At 66.4% G+C, this 19,915-nt stretch carries 24 protein-coding genes, 1 tRNA gene and 1 pseudogene; 8 read left to right on the top strand and 18 right to left on the bottom strand.

What is annotated here, in order from left to right; all coding sequences use genetic code 11:
- Positions 1–3: 3 nt before the first annotated feature.
- The 3 genes from MGN01_RS15425 to MGN01_RS15415 form a co-directional block, all read right to left on the bottom strand.
- Positions 4–777, bottom strand: coding sequence for an ABC transporter ATP-binding protein (locus tag MGN01_RS15425; RefSeq protein WP_147047718.1), 774 nt, complete (start codon positions 775–777; stop codon positions 4–6).
- The gene (locus MGN01_RS15420; protein ID WP_147047717.1) at positions 774–1,526 is read right to left on the bottom strand and encodes an ABC transporter permease; all 753 of its coding nucleotides are present in this window, start codon (positions 1,524–1,526) and stop codon (positions 774–776) included. The genes MGN01_RS15425 and MGN01_RS15420 overlap by 4 nt, the downstream gene beginning before the upstream one ends.
- 94 nt (positions 1,527–1,620) lie before the next feature.
- On the bottom strand, positions 1,621–2,649 hold the full coding sequence (locus MGN01_RS15415; protein ID WP_147047716.1) for an ABC transporter substrate-binding protein: 1,029 nt from the start codon (positions 2,647–2,649) through the stop codon (positions 1,621–1,623).
- 239 nt (positions 2,650–2,888) lie between these two features.
- Between MGN01_RS15415 and MGN01_RS15410 the strand changes: the two genes are divergently transcribed.
- On the top strand, positions 2,889–3,317 hold the full coding sequence (locus MGN01_RS15410; RefSeq protein WP_147047715.1) for a DUF3597 domain-containing protein: 429 nt from the start codon (positions 2,889–2,891) through the stop codon (positions 3,315–3,317).
- A gap of 104 nt (positions 3,318–3,421) precedes the next feature.
- On the opposite strand, the gene MGN01_RS15405 is transcribed toward MGN01_RS15410, so the two are convergent.
- Complete coding sequence (locus MGN01_RS15405) at positions 3,422–4,531, bottom strand: polyamine ABC transporter substrate-binding protein (protein WP_147047714.1); 1,110 nt, start codon at positions 4,529–4,531, stop codon at positions 3,422–3,424.
- Positions 4,528–4,887, bottom strand: a complete 360-nt coding sequence (locus tag MGN01_RS15400; RefSeq protein ID WP_147047713.1) for a RidA family protein — start codon at positions 4,885–4,887, stop codon at positions 4,528–4,530. The genes MGN01_RS15405 and MGN01_RS15400 overlap by 4 nt, the downstream gene beginning before the upstream one ends.
- 222 nt (positions 4,888–5,109) lie before the next feature.
- On the opposite strand from MGN01_RS15400, the gene MGN01_RS15395 reads away from it, so the two are divergent.
- Complete coding sequence (locus tag MGN01_RS15395; RefSeq protein WP_147047712.1) at positions 5,110–5,376, top strand: GlsB/YeaQ/YmgE family stress response membrane protein; 267 nt, start codon at positions 5,110–5,112, stop codon at positions 5,374–5,376.
- Positions 5,377–5,536: 160 nt separating this feature from the next.
- Here MGN01_RS15395 and MGN01_RS15390 read toward each other — a convergent pair whose 3' ends face one another.
- The 3 genes and pseudogenes from MGN01_RS15390 to MGN01_RS15380 all read right to left on the bottom strand — a co-directional run bounded on the left by MGN01_RS15390 (position 5,537) and on the right by MGN01_RS15380 (position 8,298).
- A complete protein-coding gene (locus MGN01_RS15390) occupies positions 5,537–5,770 on the bottom strand; it encodes a YgaP family membrane protein (RefSeq protein ID WP_147047711.1) in 234 nt (77 codons plus the stop codon).
- A 146-nt stretch (positions 5,771–5,916) separates the two neighbouring features.
- Positions 5,917–6,582 (bottom strand): annotated as a pseudogene (locus MGN01_RS15385) (glutathione S-transferase family protein).
- A 171-nt stretch (positions 6,583–6,753) separates the two neighbouring features.
- Complete coding sequence (locus tag MGN01_RS15380; RefSeq protein WP_147047710.1) at positions 6,754–8,298, bottom strand: winged helix-turn-helix domain-containing tetratricopeptide repeat protein; 1,545 nt, start codon at positions 8,296–8,298, stop codon at positions 6,754–6,756.
- Positions 8,299–8,469: 171 nt separating this feature from the next.
- On the opposite strand from MGN01_RS15380, the gene MGN01_RS15375 reads away from it, so the two are divergent.
- Positions 8,470–8,973, top strand: a complete 504-nt coding sequence (locus MGN01_RS15375) for a hypothetical protein (protein WP_147047709.1) — start codon at positions 8,470–8,472, stop codon at positions 8,971–8,973.
- A gap of 90 nt (positions 8,974–9,063) precedes the next feature.
- Here the strand turns inward: MGN01_RS15375 and pnp are convergent, their stop codons facing one another.
- Together pnp and rpsO are read right to left on the bottom strand one after the other, a co-directional pair.
- Positions 9,064–11,286, bottom strand: a complete 2,223-nt coding sequence (gene pnp / locus MGN01_RS15370) for a polyribonucleotide nucleotidyltransferase (protein WP_147047708.1) — start codon at positions 11,284–11,286, stop codon at positions 9,064–9,066.
- A 208-nt stretch (positions 11,287–11,494) separates the two neighbouring features.
- Positions 11,495–11,764 carry a 30S ribosomal protein S15 gene (gene rpsO / locus MGN01_RS15365; protein ID WP_147047707.1) on the bottom strand — a complete coding sequence of 90 codons (270 nt, stop codon included), beginning with the start codon at positions 11,762–11,764 and terminating at the stop codon, positions 11,495–11,497.
- A gap of 303 nt (positions 11,765–12,067) precedes the next feature.
- Here rpsO and MGN01_RS15360 point away from each other — a divergent pair.
- Positions 12,068–12,152, top strand: a tRNA-Leu gene (locus MGN01_RS15360).
- 23 nt (positions 12,153–12,175) lie between these two features.
- Here MGN01_RS15360 and MGN01_RS15355 read toward each other — a convergent pair.
- The 3 genes from MGN01_RS15355 to MGN01_RS24155 are packed head-to-tail and all read right to left on the bottom strand — an operon-like array spanning position 12,176 to position 14,045.
- Positions 12,176–13,291, bottom strand: a complete 1,116-nt coding sequence (locus tag MGN01_RS15355; protein WP_238258579.1) for a tyrosine-type recombinase/integrase — start codon at positions 13,289–13,291, stop codon at positions 12,176–12,178.
- Positions 13,279–13,482, bottom strand: coding sequence for a hypothetical protein (locus MGN01_RS15350; RefSeq protein ID WP_147047706.1), 204 nt, complete (start codon positions 13,480–13,482; stop codon positions 13,279–13,281). The genes MGN01_RS15355 and MGN01_RS15350 overlap by 13 nt, the downstream gene beginning before the upstream one ends.
- Positions 13,479–14,045, bottom strand: a complete 567-nt coding sequence (locus tag MGN01_RS24155; protein WP_244612306.1) for a hypothetical protein — start codon at positions 14,043–14,045, stop codon at positions 13,479–13,481. Before MGN01_RS24155 ends, MGN01_RS15350 begins: the two co-directional genes overlap by 4 nt.
- Between MGN01_RS24155 and MGN01_RS24595 the strand changes: the two genes are divergently transcribed.
- A complete protein-coding gene (locus tag MGN01_RS24595) occupies positions 13,930–14,217 on the top strand; it encodes a TonB family protein (RefSeq protein WP_373866604.1) in 288 nt (95 codons plus the stop codon). The two genes, MGN01_RS24155 and MGN01_RS24595, sit on opposite strands and share 116 nt — an antisense overlap.
- Positions 14,218–14,246: 29 nt before the next feature.
- Here MGN01_RS24595 and MGN01_RS15335 read toward each other — a convergent pair whose 3' ends face one another.
- The 5 genes from MGN01_RS15335 to MGN01_RS15315 form a co-directional block, all read right to left on the bottom strand.
- Positions 14,247–14,657 carry an ASCH domain-containing protein gene (locus MGN01_RS15335; RefSeq protein ID WP_147047703.1) on the bottom strand — a complete coding sequence of 137 codons (411 nt, stop codon included), beginning with the start codon at positions 14,655–14,657 and terminating at the stop codon, positions 14,247–14,249.
- Complete coding sequence (locus MGN01_RS15330) at positions 14,657–15,187, bottom strand: hypothetical protein (RefSeq protein WP_147047702.1); 531 nt, start codon at positions 15,185–15,187, stop codon at positions 14,657–14,659. Before MGN01_RS15330 ends, MGN01_RS15335 begins: the two co-directional genes overlap by 1 nt.
- Positions 15,184–15,771, bottom strand: coding sequence for an HNH endonuclease (locus MGN01_RS15325; RefSeq protein ID WP_147047701.1), 588 nt, complete (start codon positions 15,769–15,771; stop codon positions 15,184–15,186). Before MGN01_RS15325 ends, MGN01_RS15330 begins: the two co-directional genes overlap by 4 nt.
- 260 nt (positions 15,772–16,031) lie before the next feature.
- Positions 16,032–16,415, bottom strand: a complete 384-nt coding sequence (locus MGN01_RS15320; RefSeq protein WP_147047700.1) for a head decoration protein — start codon at positions 16,413–16,415, stop codon at positions 16,032–16,034.
- 2 nt (positions 16,416–16,417) lie between these two features.
- A complete protein-coding gene (locus MGN01_RS15315; RefSeq protein WP_147047699.1) occupies positions 16,418–16,933 on the bottom strand; it encodes a hypothetical protein in 516 nt (171 codons plus the stop codon).
- Positions 16,934–16,945: 12 nt separating this feature from the next.
- On the opposite strand from MGN01_RS15315, the gene MGN01_RS15310 reads away from it, so the two are divergent.
- The 3 genes from MGN01_RS15310 to MGN01_RS15300 all read left to right on the top strand — a co-directional run bounded on the left by MGN01_RS15310 (position 16,946) and on the right by MGN01_RS15300 (position 19,511).
- Complete coding sequence (locus tag MGN01_RS15310) at positions 16,946–18,454, top strand: hypothetical protein (protein ID WP_147047698.1); 1,509 nt, start codon at positions 16,946–16,948, stop codon at positions 18,452–18,454.
- 284 nt (positions 18,455–18,738) lie between these two features.
- Positions 18,739–18,963, top strand: coding sequence for a hypothetical protein (locus MGN01_RS15305; RefSeq protein ID WP_147047697.1), 225 nt, complete (start codon positions 18,739–18,741; stop codon positions 18,961–18,963).
- Positions 18,963–19,511 (top strand): hypothetical protein, encoded by a 549-nt coding sequence (locus MGN01_RS15300; protein WP_147047696.1) that lies wholly within the window; start codon positions 18,963–18,965, stop codon positions 19,509–19,511. The genes MGN01_RS15305 and MGN01_RS15300 overlap by 1 nt, the downstream gene beginning before the upstream one ends.
- Positions 19,512–19,915 lie beyond the last annotated feature (404 nt).

The following is a 19,915-nucleotide window of genomic DNA, read 5'->3' as shown; positions in this document are numbered from 1 at the left end:
GCGCTACAGGTCCGCCGAACGCCGCGACAGCTCGCTCCGCAGTTGCCGCGCGGCCTCGACCAGTCCGGCGTCGCGCCGCTGACGCGGGCGGGGCAGGTCGATGGTGACGTCGGCCGCGATCCGGCCCGGGGCGCCGGCGAGCACCACCACGCGGTCCGCGAGGTAGACCGCCTCGTCGATGTCGTGGGTCACGAACAGCACGGTCTTGCCGGTCTTCTGCTGGATGCGCTGGACCTCGTCCTGCAGGCCCTCGCGGGTGAAGCTGTCGAGCGCCGAGAACGGCTCGTCCATCAGGAGCACCTCGGGCTCCACGGCAAGCGCGCGCGCCAGCGCCACGCGCTGCCTCTGGCCACCGGAGAGCTGGTGCGGCCAGCGCCCTCCGAGATTGCCGAGGCCGACCAGAGAGAGCATCGCCTGCGCGCGCTCGCAGCGCTCGCGCTTGGCCACGCCCATGCGCTCCAGCCCGAAGGCAACGTTGGAGAGCACGCGGCGCCAGGGCAGCAGGCGGGCATCCTGGAAGACCAGCGCCATCGGCGTGCGGGTCTGCGGATTGGTGTTCAGCGTGACCCTGCCGCCGCTCGGCTTGGCGAGGTCGATCAGCACGCGCAGCAGCGTCGACTTGCCGACGCCGGACTCGCCGACGATCACCAGGAACTGCCCGCGCGGGATCGCAAGGTCGAGCTCCTGCAGGATGACGTTGCGCCGGCCGTCGCGCTCGTAGGCAAGGCTCAGGCCCGCGATGTCGATGATCGGAGCCGTGGTCTTCGTCTCGTTCATGGCCGCCACCGCAGCAGCCAGCCCTGCAGGGCGACGAAGGCCGTGTCGAACAGGCCGTAGAGCGCGGCCATGGTCAGCATGTAGACCACCACGATGTCGGTGGAGAGGAGCGAGGAGGCCTGCATCATCCGCTGGCCGATGCCGGGCACACCGAAGATTTCCGCGGCCACCACCGCCATCCAGGCTTGGCCCAAAGCGGTGCGCAGGCCGACGAGGATGCCGGGCGTGGCAGCCGGCAGCATGATCTTGGTGAGGCGCGACCAGGCCGAGCGGAAGCCGAAGGCCTGCGCCACCTCGACGAGGTCGCGGTCGACACCTCTGACGGCTCCTTGGGTTGCGAAGAACACGATCCAGAAGACCGCGATGGCGATGATGAAGATCGCCGCCCTCGGCTCGACGCCGAACCAGATGATCGCGAAAGGCACCCAGGCGAGACCGGGGATCGGGCGCAGCAGTCGCACGATCCAGGCCGTGAGGTTGTCGAACCAGCGAAACATGCCGGAGACCAGCCCGAGCCCGATGCCCGCCCCCGCGCCGACGACGAGGCCGACGATGTAGTGGCTCAGGCTCTCCCCTATGGCGACGAGCCAACCACCGTTCCTGACCTCCTTCAGGAAGGCCTCGGGGATGGTCGAGGGCGGCGGCAGGAAGGCCGGGTTGACGAGATCGAGCCGCGGGACCGCTTCCCAGATGCCAAGGAAGACGAGGAGCCCCACGACCGCCAATCCGGTCGAGCGGAAGAGTGTCATCGGCTTGCTTTGTTCTCAGCCGTCATTCCGGGTTCCGCTGCGCGTCCCCGGAATGACACGCTCGGGGGTGTGGCCGGTCGAGCGGCACCGGCATTCAGGGCTTCACCGCCTTCTCGTACGGCTTGGTATCGAACAGCCCGTCGGTCGGCGCCTCCTTGTCGAGGGTGCCGATCGAGACCTGGTAGGTCTGGAGCGCCTTGGTCGCCTCGATGATCGCGCGCGGGTCGGCGACGAAGCGGGCGGCGGGCGACGAGATCGCCTTCTGGATGGTGGCAACGTCGGTGATGCCCTTGCCCAAGGCCGCCTCGACATGGGGCGCGGCCTTGGCCGGATCGCTCTTCAGGAGCTCGGTCGACTTCACCAGCGCCTTGACCAGGGCGTCGACAGCGGCCGGGTTCATGTCGGCGAACTTGCCATAGACCGCGACCACGGTGCCCGGCTGGTTCGGGAACATCTCGCCGCCGGTGGCAATCAGCTTGATCGCCGGGTTGCGCAGCTGGACGATGGTGAGCGCCGGCTCACGGATCGAAGCGCCGTCCATGGCCCCGGCGAGCACCGCCTGCTGGGTGGCGTCGATGCCCATCGGCACGATCTCGGCATCGGCCTTGTCGGCCTTCGCCACCTGCCACAGCCAGTGCTGCAGCGTGGTGTTCGGCACCGAGCCGGCCGGTTGGGTGGCCAGCCGCGCGACGCGGCCCTCCTTGACCTTGAACGCCTTGAAGGCCTCGGCCTTGCTGGGCGCGTCGGCGAAATACGGGGCGAGCTTCGGCCCGGCCACGAACACCATCTCCTCGATGGCAGTGGCGGCAACCACGCGCACATCGATGCCCTTGGTACGGGCGACCGCCAGCGGCGCGATGCCGGCGACGTAGACGTCGATCGTCCCCGAGGCGAGCGCCTGGATCATGTTCGGGCCGGATTCGAAGGTGGTGAAGGTCGGCTCGAGGCCAGCCTCCTTCAGCCAACCCTCGCCGCGGGCGACGAAGATCGGCGCAGCGCCGATCACCGGGATCACCCCGACGCGCACCGGGATCGGTGCCTGCTGCGCGGAGGCGGGAAGGGGGGCGACCAAGGGGCTGACGAAGGTGGCGAGAGCGGCCAGGGCGCTGATCAGGAGGCGCATCGATCGTTCCGAAGATTGTTGCATGGCCCCCATGGCACAGCATCCGGAAACATCAAACCCGAATATGCCCTGCTCAAATCTACACGGAGCCTGCGCAGCACCCCTCACCGGCCTCCAAAGGCCGGCGCCCTCCCGGCCTGCGTGGCGGCCATCCTCCGGGAACAGGGAGCGTGGCCGTTTCGTTGATCGGGTGCCGCGGCGCATCCCCGGCGCGGCACGTCCATATCAGGGAGTCGGCCATGAGCTTTCTCGGCAGCATCGTCAGCAAGATCCTGCACCCGTTCGGGGGCAGTTCCGAAGCCCAGGCACATCCGTCCGAGACACAGGCCCAGCCTACGTCGAGCGGTCCTGCCGCCACCCCGACCGCGGGTGACGCGCCTGCCTCGACCGGCGGCGCGGCGGCTCCCGGCTCGATCGACATCGAGGCGAACCTCGCCAAGCTCGCGGCCAACAACCCGCAGAAGCTGAACTGGAAGACCTCGATCGTTGACCTGTTGAAGCTGATCGACCTCGATTCCAGCCTCAGCGCCCGCCAGAAGCTCGCCGACGAGCTGCACTACACCGGCGACAAGAACGACTCCGCCACGATGAACGTCTGGCTGCACAAGCAGGTCATCAAGAAGCTCGAAGAGAATGGCGGCAAGGTGCCGGCCGATCTCAAGGACTGATTTTTCGTATTGTTGTCAGCGAGGTGGCCCGGTGCGCGAGTGCCGGGCCTTTTCGTTGCACGCCGCAGCGAAACAATCCTTGGCCACCGCGCCAATGTCGCGGGTCACCGTCCCGTCCGTATCCGCGTCCAGAGCCGCGTCACGAAGCGCTGCGTGTTGTCCGGCCAGGCCGTGTTGACGACCAGCCGCTGCAACGTGGCATCGTCTGGGTAGATGCCCGGATTGGCCAGGATCTCCGGTTTCACCAGCTTCTTCGCCGGCAGGTTGCCGCTGGCATAGGAGACGAAATTCGTGTTCGCCGCCGCCACCTCGGGCCGGAGCATGTAGTTCAGGAAGACGTGCGCGTCGGCGGCATGCGGGGCGTCCTTCGGGATGGCGAAGGTGTCGAACCACATCTCCGCGCCTTCCTTCGGGATCACGTACTCGATCTTGACGTCGTTCTTGGCCTCTTCGGCGCGCTTCCTTGCCTGCAGCACGTCGCCCGAATAGCCCACCGCCACGCAGATATCGCCGTTGGCGAGCGCGTTGATGTACTCGGAGGAGTGGAACTTCCGCACCGAGCCGCGCACCTTGTAGAGCGCGTCCGTGACCTTGGAGATGTCGTCCCAGCGCTTCGGGTCCATCTTCGGCCCGAAGAACGGCAGGATCGACGGGATCAGATCCTCGGGGCTGTCGATCATCATCACCCCGCACTCCTTGAGCTTGTTCATCGTGCTCGGGTTGAGCACGAGGCTCCAGGAGTTGAGGGCCGCCTCGTTGCCGAGACGCTCACGGACCATGCCGGCGTTGAATCCGATGCCGGTTGTGCCCCACATGTAGTCGACGGCGAAGACGTTGCCGGGATCGTAGGCCTGCAGCCGTGCGGCGATGTCGGGCCAGACATTGCCGAGATTGGTCAGCTTGGACTTGTCGAGGGGCTGGAAGACGCCCGCCTTGATCAGCCGCTGCAGGAAGGGGCCGGAGGGCGCTACGACATCGTAGCCGGACTTGCCGGCGAGCAGCTTGGTCTCGAGCACCTCGTTGCTGTCATAGGTGTCGTAGACGACCTTGATGCCGGTCTCCTTGGTGAAGTCGTCCAGCACCTTCGGGTCGATGTAGTCCGACCAGTTGTAGATGTTGATCACCCGCTCCGCGGCACGAACCGGCCCGCCGAGCGCTAGCGCGGCGAGCGCGAAGGCGGCGACGAGGGTCCGGCCGAGAGCGGGGCTTTTCATCGCGCGGACCGCGTAGCGACCACAACCACCTCGACGAGATAGGCCGGGGTGGCGAGCTTGGCCTCGACGGTGGCGCGGGCAGGGGGCTCGTTCCGGTCGACCCAGGCGTCCCAGGCCGCGTTCATCTCGCCGAAAGTGGCGATGTCGGCGAGGTAGATCGTCGCCGTGAGGATGCGGCTCTTGTCGCTGCCGGCAGCAGCGAGCAGCTTGTCGATCTGAGCCAGCACCTGCTCCGTCTGCGCGGTGACGCCGGCGCCTTCAGGCTGAGCCGCGACCTGCCCTGCGAGATAGACCATGTCGCCATGGGCGGCGGACTGGCACATGCGCGGGCCTTTTTCGAAACGCTCAATCGTCATCGCGGGGGAGGGACCTCTTGCTGAAACACCGCGCGTTCTGTGAAGCCTTCGGGCGCCTGCCGTAAAGAGGCTTTTCAGCGCTGCCCAGAGCCTTGCCGCATCGCGACACAAATTCGCGAGAGACCGCAACTCCGGGGGCGGGAGCCGCGTTTTTGAGGCACGCTACGGCCAAGTCGCATCCTGCGAGGCCGCGTTTTGGCTTACTTCGAGGACACGTCAGCCATGGGCATCATCTGGACCATCATCATCGGCTTCCTGGCCGGCGTCGTCGCGAAGTTCCTCATGCCGGGCGACAACGAGCCGTCAGGCTTCATTATGACGACCATCCTCGGCATCGTCGGCGCCTTTGTCGCAACCTTCCTCGGCCAGGCGCTCGGCTGGTACGGGCCGAACCAGGGCGCGGGCTTCATCGGCGCCGTGGTCGGCGCGATCGTCGTGCTGCTGATCTACGGCTTCATCGCCAACCGCAGCCGGTCGACCTCGCTCTGACGGCTCGGAGATGTGTGACGAAGAAGGGCGCCGGATCGGATCCGACGCCCTTCTTCTTTAGTCGTCGTCATTGCGAACAGGGCGAAGCAATCCAGGATCATACGGTGAACGGTCGGCCCATGGGCCCTGGATCGCTACCCGGCGTTGGCGATGCCGTACCTCACACCTGCGGAGTACCTTCGCCAGAGATCGCCTTAACCGGGCAATGACCCGTGGCGCCGCGCACGGCGAGGCCGACACCGATGACGAGGGCGGCGAGACTGAGCCACTTGTTCGGGCGAGGCTGCGCTGCAGCCGCGGCAATGCCGAGGCCGAGCGCCACCGAGACGGCCCGCTCCGTGAACCCGATATTCGGCTCACCGCTGAAAATGTCCTCGATCATCTCATTCGCCATCGGGCGTGCGCTCCTGATCCTGTGACGATGGTCACGCGACGCGGACCATCAGGTTCGAGCCGGTCGAACGCGGACCGGACTGGAGCGTTCCAGGCACCGCCGGACTGGCAGCCCTGCAACGACCCGACTGCCTCATCCTGAAATGGCTAGGTGGGATAACGAGACGCTGCGCCGCCCGCCGAATTCTGCTCGGCGAGCAGCGCATCGTCGATCTCCCGCGCCCGCACTGCGGCGGGCCGCCCGGAGAGCCGGCCGGCATAGGACTCGAAGGCCCGTCGCTTCGGGATCGTGCCGAACTGCATTCCCCAGCCGAGATGCGCGCCGACATAGAGGTCGGCCGCGCTGAAGCGGTCGCCCGCGAGGTATTCGGTCTTCGAGACCGTACCCTCGATTGTGTCGAGCACTGCCTCCAGGCTCCCGTAGCCCACCATCCCGCGCATCCGCGGATCGTCCGGCACCTGGACCTTGAGCATCTTGTTGACGACCGCTGCCTCGAGCGGGCCGGCGGCGAAGAACAGCCAGCGGTAATAGTCGCCTCGCGCCCGGTCGCCAGATGCCGGCGCGAGCCCGGCCTGCGGAAAAGCGTCGGCGAGATAGGCGCAGATCGCCGCGCATTCCGTCACAACGGTGCCGCCATGGACGATCGCCGGCACCTTCCCCATCGGGTTGATGGCCAGATACGCGGGCGATTTATGCGCGCCGCGGAAGTCCAGGATCTCCGTCTAGTAGGGCTGTCCGACCTCCTCCAGTGCCCAGCGCACGATCCGGCGGCGGGACATCGGGTTGGTGTAGAAGACGAGGTCGGTCATCATGTCTCCCCAGGTCGGATCAGGCAGCGACTGCGGCCAGGTCCAGGCCACGCCGGCCTTGTCTCGACGATACGGCAGCCCGGCCGGCTGATCGAGCGACGAGAACGGCTCGGTCCATGAACTCACACGACATGAGGCTTGGCCAATCGGGGTCTCAGCCTCGGCGATCGACGGTCACGTTCCCGGCAGCCCGCAGCGTTGCAGTGCTTCCACGAACCTCCGAGAGAGTTCGGTATCGCTCCCGTAGATCGTCGCCAAGCGCAGGCTATGCAGGCCAAAACCGGGGCTGACGCGCCGCAGGGCCGCGATCCGGGCCGCGGCCAGCTCCGTGCGGCCGCGCGCAGCATCGGCAGCAGCGCCGAGGGCATAGGCGATGGTGTAGCCAGGACTCCGCTCGGCTGCTGCGGTGGCATAACGGGCAGCCTCCTCGTAGCGGTCGAAGGCGTAATGGGCGCTGGCCGCCGCGACATGGAACGTCGCCGCCGCGACCGGGCTGAGATCGAGTGCCTTCTCCGCATTTGCTTGCGCCACGTCGTAGAGACCCACCGCCGTCTGAGCGATCGACAGAAAGGCGAAGCTGCCGGCGTCGTGCGGCGCCAAGGCGAGGCTGCGCAGCGACGCTTCCAGCCCATCCTGATAGTGCCCCTGCAGGGTCAGGGTATAGCCGAGCGCGCGATGTCCTATCGGGCTCGCCGGGTTCAATTCGAGGCCCCGCCTGATCGCGGCTTCCGCCGCCGGCACGATCTCGGGGCCGAGCGTGCCCGATATCGCCAGCGCTGCATCCGTCGCCGCAGCTATTCCCTTGACGCTGTGCGCCGTGGAGAAGCTGGGATCGAGCGCGAGCGCACGCTCCACCGTCGCGTGGGCCAGAAGCATGTCGTGCCGGCTGAACTGGTTGAGATGGGCAATGGCCCGCATGGTCAGGTCATGGGCACCGAGCGACGCGGTGGGACCGGAGAGGCTCGCAAGCTGCTCCGCCTCGCGCAACTCCGAGAACAGGGCGCTGACGATGCGTGCGATCAACGCATCCTGCATGACGAAGAAGCGATGGGCCGGCAACATGTGGCGCTCGGCCCAAACATGGCGGCTGTCGCGGCCATCGATGAGCTGCGCGTTGACGATGATGTCGTCGCCCGCATGCCGAAGGCTGCCCTCCAGGACGTAGCGCGCGCCCAGCATCTGCGCGATCTCGGCGGCAGTCCCAGCGCGGGTACAGGCTGAGAAGGCACTCTGGCGCGCGATCACCGTCAGGTGCCGGTTGCGCGCGAGTTCGGTCGTCAGGTCTTCCGCGAACCCGGCCCCGAGACCGGCAAAACCCGGCCGCTCACTGTCGAAAGAGTCGAAGGGAAGCACCGCGATCGGCTGCCAGAACCGGCCCGGCGGCGGTCCTGAATCGGCGCGCGGCACGGCCGGCGCATCGGGGGGCGTCAGCACGTAGCCACGACGCGGGACCGTGCGCACGAGGTCGCGCCCACGGTCGCCCAGCACCCTGCGGATCTCGGAGATGCATTGCGTCAGCGAATCTTCGGTGACGACGACGTCGGGCCAACACTCGGAGAGAAGCTCGTCCTTGCTCACGAGTTCGCAGGGCCGGATAGCGAGACGACGCAGAACGGCAAAGGCGCGCGGCCGCAGGTCGAGGCGATCGCCGTTGCGAGCGAACACTTGCCCTCGATGGAGATCCACCACCACGTCGTCGAGGACAATTCTGTCCATCATGGCCTGGGCTGCGAGCGAGACAGTCTCCGATTCAGAACGGTATCAGATCTTTTCAGGAATTGCTCAGCGTCTCTCAGAAGAGCTTCAGGACACCTCGCCGCTCCCACCCCTAACCTGTATCCATCGATGGGCAGACCCCGTCGTTCGATCACGTATTCACGGAGACTTCCGATGTCCTGCACCGCACTCGCTCCCGCCACGGCGCTCGTCGCGCTCTTCGCTCTGGCTCCTACGGCGTCCGCGATGCCGATGGGTGGCACGTTCAGTGCCCAAGTCGACGGCCAGGCCGCGCAACCCATGGGCGCGGCCGGTCAAGTCCGGATCTCGAGGACCGCCTCGGGCACCAATGCGGGACCCGGCACGCCCCTCGACGGCGCAACCGTCCGCATCAAGGACATGGCCGTGCTCAAGAACGGGCAGGGCGCCATGAAGGGCACCATCGTCTTCGTCACGGCAAACGGCTCGACCAGCAGCCCCTACACCGGGACCCTGTCGACCGACGCTACAGGACGCGTGACCGCGGAGGGGGCGTTCCACGCGGTGAGGGGGAAGGGAGAGTTCAACGGACTGAAGGGTCGTGGCCAGTTCTCGGTCGCATACAGCTCGCCGACGGAGTTCTCTGGCACGTGGCAGGGCGATTTCCAGCTACCGCCTCAAAGGACCTCGCGTCGGTAGGGTCCCCTGCGCCACGCCGCCTCGACGGGCACCAAAGAAAAAGCGCGGCCCTTTCGGACCGCGCTTCATCAGATCGATTGAGCGAAAGCCTCAGTCGCGGTCGCGACGCGGGCCACGTTCGCGGCGCGGGCCGCGATCGCCTCGGGGCTCGCGCTCCTCCGGCTCCGGCTCGCCGCGGGCGGCGCGCTCGGCCTTCTGCTTCTCGGTGAGATCCTCGCCGGTCTCCTGGTCGACGACCTTCATCGAGAGGCGGATCTTGCCGCGATCGTCGGCACCGAGGAACTTCACCTTCACCTTCTGGCCTTCCGACACGACGTCGGAGACCTTGGCGACGCGCTGCGGAGCGAGCTCCGAGATGTGCACGAGGCCGTCCTTGGCGCCGAAGAAGTTCACGAAGGCGCCGAACTCCATGATCTTGACGATGGTGCCGTCATAGATCGTGCCGGCCTCGGGCTCGGCGACGATGGAGCGGATCCAGTTATAGGCCGCCTTGATCGCCTTGCCGTCCGAGGAGGCGATCTTCACGATGCCGGTATCCTCGATGTTGATCTTGGCGCCGGTCTTCTCGACGATCTCGCGGATGATCTTGCCGCCAGTGCCGATCACGTCGCGGATCTTGTCGGTCGGGATCTGCATCGTCTCGATGCGCGGCGCGTACTCGCCGAGCTCCGGACGGGCCGCCGTCAGCGCCTTGGACATCTCAGCCAGGATATGGGTGCGGCCGTCCTTCGCCTGGGCGAGGGCAACCTTCATGATCTCCTCGGTGATGCCGGCGATCTTGATGTCCATCTGGAGCGAGGTGATGCCCTCGTCCGTGCCGGCCACCTTGAAGTCCATGTCGCCGAGGTGATCCTCGTCGCCGAGGATGTCCGACAGAACCGCGAAGCGCTCACCCTCGAGGATGAGGCCCATGGCGATGCCGGCCACCGGACGGCGCAGGGGCACGCCGGCATCCATCAGCGACAGCGAGCCGCCGCAGACCGAAGCCATCGAGGACGAGCCGTTCGACTCGGTGATCTCGGAGACCACGCGGATCGTGTAGGGGAACTCGTGCGCGGGCGGCAGAACCGGCCGGATCGCGCGCCAGGCGAGCTTGCCGTGGCCGATCTCGCGACGTCCCGGCGAACCCATTCGACCCGTCTCGCCGACGGAGTAGGGAGGGAAGTTGTAGTGCAGCAGGAAGCGCTCCTTGTAGGTACCTTCCAGCGCGTCGATGAACTGCTCGTCCTCGCCGGTGCCGAGCGTCGCCACCACAGCGGCCTGGGTCTCGCCGCGGGTGAACAGCGCCGAGCCGTGGGCGCGCGGCAGGATGCCGACCTCGGACACGATCGGGCGGACCGTCGAGAGGTCGCGGCCGTCGATGCGCGACTTGGTGTCGAGGATGTTCCAGCGGACCACCTTCGACTGGGCCTCCTTGAAGGCCGCCTTGACCTGCTCAGGCGAGAACTTCTGCTCGCCCTCGGCCGGGCAGAGGGCAACAACCACCTTCGCCTTCACGGCGTCGACGGCGGCGTAGCGCTCCTGCTTGACGGTCTTCTTGTAGGCGTCGCGCAGCTCGGCCTCACAGATGTCGAGCACGGCCTTCTCGGCGTCGGCGTTCTCCGGCGGGGAGAAGTCGCGCGGCTCCTTGGCGGCCTTCTCGGCCAGGCGGATGATCGCCTCGATGACCGGCTGGAAATGCTTGTGGCCGAACATCACGGCGCCGAGCATCACGTCCTCGGAGAGCTCACGCGCCTCCGACTCGACCATCAGCACGGCGTCGGTGGTGCCGGCGACGACGAGGTCGAGGCTCGACTCCTCCTTGGTCTCGGCAACCAGCGGGTTCAGCTTGTAGCTGCCATTGATGTAGCCGACGCGGGCAGCGCCGATCGGGCCCATGAACGGGATGCCCGAGAGGGTCAGGGCGGCGGAGGTCGCCACCATCGCCAGGATGTCCGGATCGTTCTCGAGATCGTGGCTGAGCACGGTCACGGTGACCTGGGTGTCGTTGCGCCAGCCCTCGACGAAGAGCGGCCGGATCGGACGGTCGATCAGGCGGGAGACGAGCGTCTCCTTCTCGGAGGGACGGCCCTCGCGCTTGAAGTAGCCGCCCGGGATGCGGCCGGCGGCATAGGCGCGCTCCTGGTAGTTCACGGTGAGCGGCATGAAGTCGATGCCGGCCTTCGGCTCCTTCATGGCGACCACGGTGGCGAGCACGGAGGTCTCGCCGTAGGTGGCGATGACGGCGCCGTCGGCCTGGCGGGCGACCTTACCCGTCTCGAGGACGAGCTTGCGGTCGCCCCACATCAGCTCTTCACGTTGTACGTCGAACATTCTTTTCTGCCTTCATGCATGCGGTCGGGCTCGGCCCAGCGCCGCCAGAGGCAAGACGATCAGCGACTTCCGTCATCGGAAGTGGCTGATGATCCTGCCCTGACCGTCGCGCCTCGAAGCGGCCCGTCAGGATGGCCGGCCGAGCCCATGCCCGGACGGCCCTTGGCAAAACGCGGCCCCGTTTTGGCGGAGCCGCGCGTCGGTCGTCTTAGCGGCGGATGCCGAGGCGCTCGATCAGCGAGCGGTAGCGCGGCTCGTCCTTGCGCTTGACGTAGTCGAGCAGCGAGCGGCGCTGCGAGACCATCTTCAGGAGGCCGCGGCGGGAATGGTTGTCCTTGCCGTGGGTCTTGAAGTGAGCGGTCAGGTTGGTGATCCGCTCGGTGAGGATGGCGATCTGGACCTCCGGCGAACCGGTATCCTTGCCACCCGTGGCGTATTCCTTGATGAGCGCGGTCTTGCGCTCTGCCGAGATCGACATCGCTGGCCTTTCGGGTTGTAGTGTGTCGGAAGAAGCGTCCGCCTCGTGAGGCAGGCTTCAAGCCTGCGGCTCGGCCGATGCCGGGATGTCGTCCAGCAGGGTCGTACGCAAGCGGTTCAAGCCCCGCCCGATGCCGGGTCGAGGCGGGCGGATACATACACGAAACCGGCGGAAGTGCCAGAGGCCGTCGCGTGGGGCTCGTGCAACACCCGCACTCCCTCTGCAAACACCCGATTGACGCCACCTCCGCTCACCCCTAAACGGTGCCCACGTTCGAGCCCCGGCCCAGTGCCCGGCCCGCACGCCCAGGTGGCGGAATTGGTAGACGCGCTGGTTTCAGGTACCAGTCTTGCAAGAGGTGGAGGTTCGAGTCCTCTCCTGGGCACCACTTAAGTCTCTCTACATACTTAACTAGCTGATAATCCGAAGCTTTTTTGAGGTGCGGGATTTCCTGGCCGAGAGTGCGGGATCGCTTGTTCGCTTTTCGGCCTCAGCGATAGCGCTTTTTCGAGCCTCCCGAGCGAGCTTCGCGCGGTTCGCTGTCTTCGTGTAGGTCGCGCTTTCCCGGCTGCCATCGGCCCACCCGAACAGCGCGTTGAGCTGCGCCTCGGTCGCACCTTCCTCGGCCGCGCGCCTGGCTCCAGCCTTCCTCAATCCGTGGGCCGAGCCTGGGCATCGTGCCGCTCGACAAATTTTCCCGAACCACGTCCCGAACGATTCCTTTGTGAAGGGCTTGCCGCGCTCGGTGCAGATGAACGTGAGTTCACCTGTCTGTGTCGCGGCAATCGAGGCCGCGAGTTGCGGCAGGATCGGGGCGATGACGACGGCCCCTGTCTTCTCGGTGCGGATGGTGAACTCGCCGTTGCGAACGTGTGGCTGTCCGAGCCTCACGGCATCGCCGCGGCACAGTCCGGTATAGAGCAGGACATCGAAGGCGAGCCGGGGCCGCGTGCCGACAGGATATTTCGCCTCGAACCGCGCGCATTCGTCTTCGGTCCATGCGTGGAAGCCGGCGTCGTCGTTTTTACCCGCGAGCAGCTTCACGCCTTTGGTCGGGTCGGCCGGGACGTAGTTGCGGTCCATTGCCCAGCCGAACAGCCCGCGCATGGCCTTCACGTAGTTGTTGGCCGCGTGCGGCTTGTCCCGGCGATGATCGCGGCTCGCGAGGATGTCGTTCTTCTGGATGCCGCGCGCAGGCCGTGTCCCGGCCGTGCCTTCGATGATCCGATAAACCGTGTGCCGCTGCTTCCGGGTCGCAGCACTCAGCTCCGACCACTCGGCGCTCTCGACATACTTGCCGATCAGCCAGGCGAGCGAGCCCGTCTCAGGGCCTTGCTGCTTCGGCGGCTGCTTGCCCGTCAGCGCGGCGCGGTACGCATCCCAGAAGGCGTCTGTGTCGTAGTCCTCGGCGATGCGCGTGCGCGGGCCGTGTCCGACGCGGACATAGTAGACCGCCCGGCCATGCCGAGTCGTCTCGCGATAGAGGTGCAGCGGCAGCTTTGCGGGCATCGCGCTCACATGATCCACGGCTCGCGCTCTTCGGCGAGCGCGTCATCATGCTCTGGTTTTGCCGCAGGCGCCTTCCTTGTCGCCGGTTCGAAGATCACGCCGTCGCGCCGCATCACGACACGCGGCGGCGGCAAGCCCGCTTCCTCATAAGCCTTGAGCACCCGGACGATTTCCGAGCGCGTGAACTGTGCCGATCTCCGTGCCTTCACCGCACCCCTCCGTCGCGTTCGGACAGAGCAAGGGCAGCGAAACGCACAGCAAAATCGTCGGTGAGGGGATGACGGACTTCGGCTACGCGCAAGGAGTCGCGCGCCCGCTCCGCCCTCGTCTGCGCCGACAGCGGCAGCATCTCCCACGGACCAACAGTGCCGCGCGGACCCTGCTTCTCGCCGGCGAACCGGGCTTCGTAGGCCGTGCGGCCGGGCTCATAGGCGGGAGCGGTCACGAGGAGCGATCCTTGTCCGGTGCAATGCAAATGCTGGTGGCTTTGTCGTCGGCAACGGCGTAGCGTCGGCCGCTTCTGATCGGTGAGGCCCGACATGTTTCGCAACGTCGGGCTGATCGCGCTTTTTGTGCTGGTCGCAATCGGGCCCAGGCCCTCGCTCGCGCAAGACGCCGCCTGGACCGTCAGCATCTCGAGCCACATCCGGCCTTTCGTGAGAGCGCGAAAGCCGCAGGACATGCCGCCGGGCGTGCACACGACACTGATCAAGTTGCAGATCGATCGGGACGGCCGCATCCATGGAGCGGCTGTGGCGAGAAGCTCGGGCAAGCCGATCGTCGACGCTGCTGCGCTGGCGGCCGTGCGGGATGCGAGCCCGGGTCCGACACTGCCGAATATAGCGCCAGGCACTTCGATCAGCGCCACTCTGCCCGTGTCCTTTGACAACAGCCGGGCCGCTAAGCCCGCGAGATCCGTGAAGTCGATCTGCGACGGCTGCTGAAGCGACGCGGCCGGGCTCATGCGCCGTCGTCACGCTGCGGCTCCTGCGATGGCGAGCGGGTCGGCGGCGACGAGCGGCTGCCAGCGGATCAGCATGCCGTCGAACTCGTCGATGCCGGGGTGCTCCGCCGCCCAGAAGGCGACGAGTTCATCCCAGCAGCCGAAGCCATCGCGCACGGCGAATGCGTCCAGATCCTCCTGCGATCGGATCCAGCCGTCGTTGCAGAACACCACACCTTGGCGCAGATCCATGCGGATGGGCGTGGCCTCGATGCAGACGGATACGCCGAGCCGCCGGCAGTACTTCGTGCGCATGCCGGTGAAGAGATGCGTCAGCTCGCCGGGCCGAGCATGCCGCTTCCGGTTGGCCCGGATCGTTTGCGCCTTCGTGCCGGCGAGGATCGGCTCGGCGAAGCGCTTCTTGAAGTTGCAGGAGACCATCACGCCGCTTCCTTCCTTCTGGTGCCGCGGTACCGCTTCGAGTGGCTGACGACGTCGCGGTAGGAGACGCCGTGCAGAGCGTGCCCTCTTTTTCGCCATGGACCGAAGATAGAATCTACATTTATACGTGCGTTCGGAACTATTGATTCATGCGATATATTGATCAAATAGATTGAGGAGAAAATCGATGAAAGTTTTTCGTGTGATAACAGTTGCTTTTTTGTGCCTGACGGCTGGATCGTCATTTGCGCAGAACTTTGACTCGCCTCAGCGAAGCCGCGAACTTTCGCCGAACATGCCGCCTGCGCATGAGACAGTGCCGGAACGAATTCGACCTGCCGATACGGATCAGAGCGCCGCGAAGCCAAAAAGCCCTGCAACTGCTGTCCCGGGGAGCCGGACCGACAAGCCGTTGGCGCGGTGACAGTGGCGTTCTGCGCATGCGCCAGATCCGGCTCGCGCAGGCCGATCTCGTGGCCGAGGACGCGCCGGGCTTCGGTGCCGCAGTCGGCGCAGAAGGGCGCGGTCACTGCCGGCCTCCGCGAACCGCGTGCTCCAGCTTCGCCACGGCCAGGACGGTCGGCTTCAGCTCGTCCGGCGCGGCGTCGTAGGCGAGGCGCTTCTTGTGCCGACCACCGTTCAGGCGCGGCAGCACCCCGCGCGGGATCGCCTCCCAGTTCGACGGATCGGTGTTGGTCTTGTCGCCGTCGAGGCACTTCAGGCAGTGGTCATCAGGCAGCGGGCCGTTAGCCTGTTCCCAGAGATATCGATGCTTGAGGACTGGCCGAGTGTCCGCGCCGGTCCATGGGTTCGTCTCGGCGACGATCATCACCACGTACCCATCCTTGTCATCGATGCGTTCGTGGCCGGCGCCGCGATAGTTGTGCGGGAGCGCGTTTTTCTTGAACTGAGTTTTGCGCGCGTTCGGATGTCGGCCGCCGACGCCGGGCGGACACACCTTGCCCTTGTTGTGCGACGCTTGGCCTGGGGAGAAACGTCCGGTTCGACCGGTACGCCAGCCCTGCCGTTTGCGCAGGGCGTTCAACTGCTCAGCCGTGGAATCGGTGCGGCCGAAGTGCGCGCAGAAGACCCGGTGGTATTCACCGACGACCATGGTGCAGTTGTTGCGCAGTCATGCGATTTCGGCCGGCGAGAACCGCCTATGCCGGCCTGCGGTGCGGCCCTTCGCTCTGCCGACCTTCCATCCCAGGCGCTTTCGAAGACCGAGCAGGTTTGCGGCACTGATGTCCGGGCGGCCGAACTGCGCCTGGAACTCGCGGTGATAGTCGCTAATGACCATCGTGCGGTTGGCCTCAACGAGCTCGCCGAGAAGGCGGCGTTGTTGGTGATGTCGAGAATGATATCGGGCATCGTTCAGGCTCCTTCCCGGACCTTGATGCCCACGGCGCGCAGTTGGGCGATGGCCGCCGCGCGCTTGGTCGCATCGTTGATGGTGGATCCCCAGGTCAGGCCGGCATGGCTGACGAGGGCGTGGTTCTCGACGACGATGCAGGGCGCATCGGCGGAGGTGGCGTCGACCGGCGCGACCAGGATGGTGGAGGCGGTCTGCGAGCCGTCGCTGCCGCTCGCAGCCGCGGGCACGTACTTGCCGGTGGCCGCTACCTTGGCGAGCACGGTACCGGACACGAGCGCGCCCGATCCGCTGGCAACGAGGCCAGAGCCGCGCGAGTAGTAGGATCCGGCCTCGTACTTGAGCCAGTCGCTCACATAGACCGGGCTGTTGAGTGTCGCGCCCATGATCAGGCTCCCTTCTTCACGAGGCCGGAGCGCTCGAGCTGAGCGCGCATGTTGGTCTTCGCCGCGTCGGGCCCGGCCTGAGCCGGAGCCTTCTGCGCGACGTGGTGGGATGAGACGGCGGTCGCTTCGTCGGTCGCGACCAGCTTGTCGAAGAGCGCGGCGCGGGCCTGCTCCACGGTCTTGCCGTCGGCGACGAGGTCGGTGGCCATGGCCTCCGGGATCGACGGATCGGCGCGTCGTGCGAGCGCGACGAGGTCCCTGATCTCGCCGGCCGCACCGATACGGGCCCTGGCCAGCTCGACGCTGGCGCCCTCGGCGAGAAGCGTCGCGGCCATGGCGGGGACGCCGCCTTCAAGGCAGTGCGTCGCAATCTGGGAGGCATCGGCGCGCGAGACAGTGGTCGCCGTTGCGCTCTCGGTCGCCGCTGCGGTGGCGGTCGGCTTATCGACGACGGCCGCGAGCGCAGCGCTCGGGTTCGGTGGGATGGCGGGTGAACTGCCCGCCGGAGGTGTCGCCATGGGAATCTCCTGTTGGCGGGGGGAACCCCTGGGCGTGGCGGCTTCGCCTCGATCGGGCTTGCTATCGCCTCGATCGCGCTGATCGCGCTGGCGCCCGTGGTCGCACCGCTGATCTCGGGCTCGCTGCTGTTCGGCGGCGGAGCGGCGACAGGCGCGCTCACGACCGCAATCCAGGCCGGCATGGTGGTCGGCGGCATCGGGCTCGCCTACGCTGCGCAGCAGGCCTCGGCTGCGAAGGACAAGACCCAGACCCTCTACAGCATCTCGGGCGGTGGCAACGTGCCGAAGCCCGGCGCTCGCAAGCCTCTCCAGTACGGTAAGTGCTGGTCGAGTCCGCCGCTCTCGCAGCGCGACTACTTCCGCTACGATGGCACGACGATGGTGCTGACCAAGCGGATGACGCTCGGCCTCGGCAAGTACCACGTCCACCAGATCAAGGTCGGCGAGGCCGTCTTCTGGGATGAGGCGCAGGGCGGGCTCGTCGCGCCGTTCAATCAGCCAGTCGCCGGCACCGATCCCGCGGCGCAGACCGCCATTGAGTTCCTGTACGAGCAAGCCTCGGCCATCGCGCCTGGTGATGCCATCGCGTCCGGCGACGTGGCTGGCCAAGAGCTGCCGAGGGTCGGCGGAAATCCGAACGTCTCGCTTTGGTTTCGGCTGACGCCGCAGGGCGTCGTCGCCGACGCGGTGCTGATCTCCTGGACGATCCCGGCCGTCTACCTGATCGGCACGAACAGCGGCGAGCGACGCAAGGCTTCGGCCGAGGCGGTCTGGATGGCCCGGCGCATCGATCCCGACACCGGCGACGTGATCGGCCAGCCTTTCGAACTCCTGCGTGACGCGCACAACAACGTGCTCGTCACGACGGCCAGCCGCTTCTCGAAGCTCATCCGTCTGCCGGCTGAGGGCGCCTACGAGATCAACGGCCAGAATATCTACGCCGATCCGAAGGAGTCCGGGCAGAACAGTTTTAGCTGGGATGAGATGACGGCGTTCAAGGACGACGTCCGCATCAAGCCGCAGACCTCCGAGATCGTCATGCGGGTCCGCGCCGGCCCGGGCCTCGCCGTGACCGCGTTCTCCGACGTCTCGGTGCTGGCCACGCGCATCGTGCCGGTCTGGAACGGCATCTCCTGGTCTGAGCAGGCCACCCGCAAGGCGGTCTGGGCCTACGCCGACCTGGTGCGCGCCAACTACGGGCTCGCCCTCGACGCCGGCGCCGATGCCGACAAGGCCAAGTACTATGCCGACCTGCTGACCGAGGCAGACACATTCGACGGCGTACTGCCCGATGTGTCCGGCTTCTGGGAGGCCTCGTCGCTCATTCTTCATCCGATGCGGGCCGATCCCATCAAGGTCGGCGCGGTGCATTCCTTCGTGCGCGACGAGCCGCAGGACGTACCTCGGCGTATTATCAGCCGGCGGCAAACCATCAGGGATTCCGGCACCGCGACCTACAAGACGAAGGTCGAGGGCGGCGATGTCATCGTCGAATATGATCGCGAGGGCGATCCGAAGTAGCCCGATGAGGTCCGCTACTCCTACGGGCCGGCGACCCGCACCCCGAAGCGCTACAAAGTGCCCGGCATCACCGAGGCCGTGCACGCACTGAAGCACGCGAAGTGGCTCGCAGGCTGCGCCATATTCCGCGGCGCCGAGCGTTCGGTGACGACAAGCTGGGACGGCCGCCTGATCTACCCGGGCGACCACATCCTCAGCGACATGTGGTTCCTGAAGCAGACGACGGCTTACGGCGTCGCCAGCTATAGCGGCAGCCGGCCGCGCCGGGGCGCTGAAGCATGGGAGTGCTCAAGGCCATGTGGCATCGGCTTATGGGGCGCAGCCCCACCATCGCAGCAGAGCAGCGGCGGTTCAGCGAGGCGCTTGCTGTCGAGCGCCAGACCACGCGCCGGCTGATCTCGGAAATCGAAGACGAGGCGCAGGGACTCTACGGCGCTGAAGCGCGGATGCGGCACGCCTTCGCCGGCCTTCAGGCCAACACCGGGCGAGCAAGACGAGGACAGCACTGATGCGGCGTGTGTTCGAGTTCAAGGCGCTGTGGTCCCTCGTCGGCCTCGTCGCCGCGGCTGTCGCCCTGGCGAAGCTCGTACCCTACCAGCCGCGTGGGACGGCGCTTCGCAGTACCTTTTTCGTGGTCTCGGGCTGGGGGCTGTTCGCCTACTGGCGTCCGTTCCGGGCTGTCATCCTCACCCGCGGCTGGCCCGATGGCTTCGGTCTCTACGCGATCATGGTCTGGATGGTCTGCGCGTCCTACAACCTGAACATCGCCATCGCGACGTTCTGGCGGCTCGCCGGACAGCCGGCCTTCCTCATCAACAATGCCTTGTTCGACTTCTGGATCGTGCTCGGCATCGCGGCTATGACGATTGCCGTGACGGTGCCGGATCTCTTCGGCAAAGACGTGCCACCACGTGACAAGATCCAGCTCGGATCAGCCTGGACCGTGATGTTCGCCTTGGTGCTGTACCTGACCATCGTGCACCCCGACCTTGGGCCCCTGGCGGATTGGCTACGGCCCTACATCGACTCGGGGCACGCCTATCGCGATCCGGATTGAGCCATCACACGCTCGTCGCAGGACGATCTGCATAGAGCGCTCACGAGTTCGCTCCCAAGACTCGATTCACTCAGCCCGCCCGGTTCGCCGCAGCGGGCTTTTTGTTGTCGCGACCCAGCGAGACCCTCTTAAGACGCCGGCTTCCAAGAGTCGGCGTTGTGCACCTCAATGGCTGGTCGAAAGTGAGCGGTACCAAGTGTCGGATTTCGGCCACTCGGTGGGAGAGCGGCAAACGGGGATAGGCATCCCGGTATTATTCGCCATACCGACGTCAACGATGAGCTCTGACGTGCGCGCGCTTGCTACCCAATTTCGGTTGCATGAATGTGCCGCAAAGCTGCTTAAAATAAAGGCATCATCTTAAGGTCTCTTCGCGCGCAATCCATTTATTAACCAATGCAACC

Origin of the sequence: Methylobacterium gnaphalii, from assembly GCF_007992215.1 — a bacterium.
GTDB lineage: Bacteria > Pseudomonadota > Alphaproteobacteria > Rhizobiales > Beijerinckiaceae > Methylobacterium > Methylobacterium gnaphalii.
The sequence above is the reverse complement of the archived record's forward strand: the minus strand, read 5'-3'. Positions and strand labels throughout refer to the sequence as shown.